Annotated in this window: 4 protein-coding genes and 1 pseudogene; 1 reads left to right on the forward strand and 4 read right to left on the reverse strand. The window is 71.2% G+C overall.

Going from position 1 to position 4,351, the window contains the following annotated elements:
- Positions 1 to 212: 212 nt before the first annotated feature.
- The 3 genes from ACFWI9_RS33105 to ACFWI9_RS33115 all read right to left on the reverse strand — a co-directional run bounded on the left by ACFWI9_RS33105 (position 213) and on the right by ACFWI9_RS33115 (position 2,549).
- On the reverse strand, positions 213 to 716 hold the full coding sequence (locus ACFWI9_RS33105) for a GNAT family N-acetyltransferase (protein WP_387168676.1): 504 nt from the start codon (positions 714 to 716) through the stop codon (positions 213 to 215).
- A 35-nt stretch (positions 717 to 751) separates the two neighbouring features.
- On the reverse strand, positions 752 to 1,309 hold the full coding sequence (locus tag ACFWI9_RS33110) for a sigma-70 family RNA polymerase sigma factor (RefSeq protein ID WP_387168679.1): 558 nt from the start codon (positions 1,307 to 1,309) through the stop codon (positions 752 to 754).
- Between the two features lie 76 nt (positions 1,310 to 1,385).
- On the reverse strand, positions 1,386 to 2,549 hold the full coding sequence (locus ACFWI9_RS33115; protein ID WP_387168682.1) for a glycerophosphodiester phosphodiesterase: 1,164 nt from the start codon (positions 2,547 to 2,549) through the stop codon (positions 1,386 to 1,388).
- 278 nt (positions 2,550 to 2,827) lie between these two features.
- Here ACFWI9_RS33115 and ACFWI9_RS33120 point away from each other — a divergent pair, with 278 nt between their 5' ends.
- A complete protein-coding gene (locus ACFWI9_RS33120; RefSeq protein WP_387168685.1) occupies positions 2,828 to 3,544 on the forward strand; it encodes a lysophospholipid acyltransferase family protein in 717 nt (238 codons plus the stop codon).
- A 115-nt stretch (positions 3,545 to 3,659) separates the two neighbouring features.
- Here the strand turns inward: ACFWI9_RS33120 and ACFWI9_RS33125 are convergent.
- Positions 3,660 to 4,283 (reverse strand): annotated as a pseudogene (locus ACFWI9_RS33125) (MFS transporter); the annotation flags it as partial.
- Positions 4,284 to 4,351: the final 68 nt, after the last annotated feature.

Raw genomic sequence — 4,351 nt, forward strand, 5'->3', positions numbered from 1 at the left:
CTGGTGTCCTGCGCCGCCGAGCTGGTGGGCGTGCTGACGGTGGGTTCGTGGACGCTGGCCGACCCTGCCGCGTTCCCGGATGCCACCGTCTGGACCGACTACGGAATGGGCTACCTCTTCATCCCGGTTCTGCTGCCGATCACCGGAATGCTCTGGCTGCGCGGGTCCCGGCGCTGAGCCGGGACCCGGACCTCCCACTCCACTCGCGACCGTCACGCGCCGGTCGTGTACTCCCCCACGCCGACACTCTTCTCCAGTGTGATCACGGTCAGCCTGGGCCCGGCCGCCAGCTCCGACACCGGTGCGTAGCCATGTCGGCGGTAGAGGCGCAGATTCCGGTCGCTGCGGTGTCCGGTGAAGAGCTGGAAGCGCTTGGCGGCGGAGTCCGCCGCGAAGTGCGTCTCGATCGCGCCGAGCAGTCTGCCGCCGAGGCCGTGGCGCTGCATACGCGGATGGACGATGAGCTTGGCGATCCGCGCGACACCCGCCTCGTCGACCTCACCGCGCACCGACGCGATCACCTCGTCGCCGAGCCGGGCCACCAGCGCGTGGCCCCGGGCGAGCTCGGACCTGAGGTCGTCGAGGGTCTGGGTCAGGGGCTCGATGCTGTAGTCGCCGTAGAGTGCCGCCTCGCTCTGATAGCACAGGTACTGAAGCTTGAGGATGTGCTCGGCGTCCTGAACCGCCGCCGCTGTGATGCTCACGCTCATGCCCATGTCTGGCGCGCCTCCACTCACCTTCACCCGGTTGTCTACCGCTCCTTTCCCCGGAGTCCAGGAGCTGCAACCTCTGCCGCGAGCATTCTGCGCAGACATCCCAGGCACCGGGAACGCATCGGTCCCAGACTTCCCTGTGAGATACCCAACCGTCCTGCGATTTCCCGGTAGGTGAGGTCCGCCGGGGACAGCAGTGCGGTCAGCAACCGCGGACACGGTCCGGGTGTACGGGCCACCGCGGCGCGGATCGTACGGCGTCGTTCGGCCGCGAGGAACGCCCGTTCGGGACAGTCCACCGGCCCTGCGGCCGGTTCGTCACCGGAGGGCCGCTCGCGCAGGGCTCGCAGACGGGCTCCGCGCGCCACGTCGCGTACGGCGCCCCGTACCCAGGCCGCCGTGTCCCGGGGCTGCCCCCCGGCGTCGAGCCGCTCAAGGAGGCGTACCCACACGTCCTGTTCGAGGTCCGCGGGCTCCAGGCCGCCGTCCTGAGCCTCCGCATCGGCCTCCGCGGCGACGAGCGGCCGCAGCGACTCCACCAGCACGCCGGAGCGGGACGGGGGCCGGGACGGGGACACGGCGGGATAAGGGCTCATGCCCGGCGTGACGTCACCGGGCGGTCCCGGGTTTCCGCCGCGCCCCCGTTCTCACCCGACCGAATGAGCGAGGGCGTCAGCCGCTGACGAAGTCCTCCCGGGCCAGCAGTCCGGTGTCCGCCTGGTCGGTGAATATGCCGTCGATGCCCTGCTCGAAGTAGGCCTTGAAGGCACCGAACGCGTCACCGTAGGCGTTGGGGTCGGTACCGCGCCGGAAGTCGGCGGGCAGGAAGGCGTTCTCGTTGCGCATGGTGTACGGGTGCAGGATCAGACCCTTGGCGTGCGCGTCCCGGACGAGGGTGGTCGGTGTGCCGAGCCTGCCGTCTGCGTCCCTGGGGATGATCAGGTCGAGCGTGGGGCCGATCCCCTGGGCGTACGAGGCCATCCACTCCAGGCCGCTGGGCTTGACCAGGTCCGCGACCGTGCGCGGGTCACCGGCCTGGACGAAGTCCCAGGGCCGGGTGGTGGCTCCGGAGAGGAGCACCACACGCGGCGCCGACACCAGCCGCGCCAGCCGCTGGATGCTGCTGGGCTCGAAGGACTGGAGGAATACGGGCGACTCGGCACGATGGCGGCCGTAACGGCGCAGCAGTTTCGCGAGCGGCTCCTCGAGCCCGAGACCGATACCCCGGAAGTACGAGGGGTGCTTGGTCTCCACGTGCAGCCATACCGGGCGACCACGCCTGCGGCCCTGGGTGTCGGCCCAGCGCAGGACCTCTTCGAAGGTGGGGATCTGCCAGCGGCCGTCGTAGAGGGTGTTCTCCTGGCGGGCGGCGGGGATCCGCTCCTTGGCCCGCAGGGTCTTGAGCTCGGCGAGGGTGAGGTCCTCGGTGAACCAGCCGGTGATGCTGACGCCGTCGATGGACTTGGTGGTCCTGCGGGAGGCGAACTCGGGGCGGGTGGCGATGTCCGTGGTGCCGGTGATGTCGTTCTCGTGGCGGCAGACCAGATGCCCGTCCTTGGTGGGTACGAGGTCCTGCTCGATGACATGTGCGCCCATGTCGAGGGCGAGCTGGTAGGAGCCGAGGGTGTGCTCGGGCCGGTAGCCGCTGGCGCCGCGGTGGGCGATGACCGTGGGCACGGGGAGCCGGCGGTCGCTGTGGCGCCCGGCGGTTGCGGCGGCCTCGGCGCCGGCGGCCGCGGCCACGCCGGTACCGACCGCGCCGAGAGCCGCCGTACCAGCCACCGCCGCGCCCAGAACGGTCCTGCGTCCGGGAGTCGTGTCTGCGACCTGAGCCATGAGTGATCCTTCCTCGGGCCCCTTCGGCGGGGCATCGGGAAACGGGGTACGCGGCAGTCCACGCTAGGTCGTCGGCCGCTACCCGAGGGAGATGCAGGGCAAACGCGTCCCAAACTCAGGTCAACACTGTGTATCTGGTGTGTGAACCCCATGTGCGCCGGACCCTGACCCGCGAGTATCGTCCTCACCTGCAAGGACTTTGTCGGCTGCACCCGCCGGAGGGGCGCACACCGAGGGCGCCCCCGCGGCGGGTCCCTGGCCGGAAGCCCGGGAGGAAAATCACAAGTCCTCCCAGAGACCGCTCCACGACTTCGGAGGACCCGTTGTCCCGCTTGTCGCTCATCAAGGCAGTGCTAGGACCGCTCCTGCGCCTGATGTTCCGCCCACGGGTGGAAGGCGTCCAGCACATCCCAGCGGACGGTCCCGTCATCCTCGCCGGCAACCACCTCACGTTCATCGACTCGATGGTCCTGCCCGTGGTGTGCGACCGGGCGGTGTACTTCATCGGCAAGGACGAGTACGTCACCGGCAAAGGCCTGAAGGGCAGGCTGATGGCCTGGTTCTTCACCGGGGTCGGCATGATCCCCGTGGACCGGGACGGTGCGAACGGCGGTGTCGCGGCCCTGATGACGGGGCGCCGGGTGCTGGAGGAAGGCAAGGTCTTCGGTATCTATCCGGAAGGCACCCGCTCACCCGACGGGCGCCTCTACCGAGGCCGTACCGGTATCGCCCGGCTCACTCTGATGACGGGTGCGCCGGTGGTGCCGTTCGCGATGATCGGCACGGACAAGCTCCAGCCGGGTGGAAAGGGCGTTCCGCGCCCTGGCCGGGTGACGATCCGGTTCGGCGAGCCGATGGAATTCTCGCGCTACGAGGGCATGGACCGGGACCGCTATGTGCTGCGGGCGGTGACGGACTCGGTGATGGCCGAGGTGATGCGGCTTTCCGGCCAGGAGTACGTGGACATGTACGCCACCAAGGCGAAGGCGGCCTGAACCGAGGCTCGGCCCGAACCGGGACGACGGGCTCCCCGCGCTGCTGTGCGCGGGGAGCCCGTCGTATGCGGCCCTCGTGGGCGCCCGCCGTACACACCGTTCGTATACGGCGGCGTCAGTGCTCGACGCCGTCGGCCAGCTTCTGGCCGCGCAGCAGGAACCAGGCGACGACCGCGGTGGCCACCAGGACCGCCGCACCCACGCCGGAGGCGAGCCGCAGGCCCTCCACGAACGCCTCCTGAGCGGCACCGACCAGCGCGGCGCCCTGCTCCTGGGGCAGGTGGGCCGCGGCCTCGACGGCGCCGCCGAGCGACTCATGAGCCGCGGAGAGCGCGTCCGACGGCACTCCGGCCGGGGCGGCGAAGCCCCCGTAGACGCCCGTCACGATCGAGCCGAGCAGCGCGATTCCGAGTGCGGCGCCGAGTTCGTACGCCGTCTCGGAGACCGCGGACGCGGCACCTGCCTGCTCCTTGGGTACGGCCGAGAGAATGACATCGGCCGTGACGGTGAAGGAGAACCCGGCTCCGGCACCCACCACGAGCAGCGCGGCGCCGAGCACCGGATAGCCGGTGGACTGGCCGATCACGGTCAGCACGCCGAGCGCGAGGCCCACCGCGCCGAGCCCGCCGGCGACCACCCGTCGTACGGGGGACCGCCGGGGGGAGCGGGCCGCGCGCAGGGCGGGGAGCCCGGGGGCGCGCGCCGCGGGGGGGCGGGGGGGGGCCGCGGGCCCGCCCCCCCCCCCGCGTCCCCGGGCGGGCCCGCGGGGGGGGCGGGCCCCCACGGCCACCTCGTTCCAGACCTTGT

It is taken from the genome of Streptomyces sp. NPDC127084 (assembly GCF_042724175.1).
GTDB lineage: Bacteria > Actinomycetota > Actinomycetes > Streptomycetales > Streptomycetaceae > Streptomyces.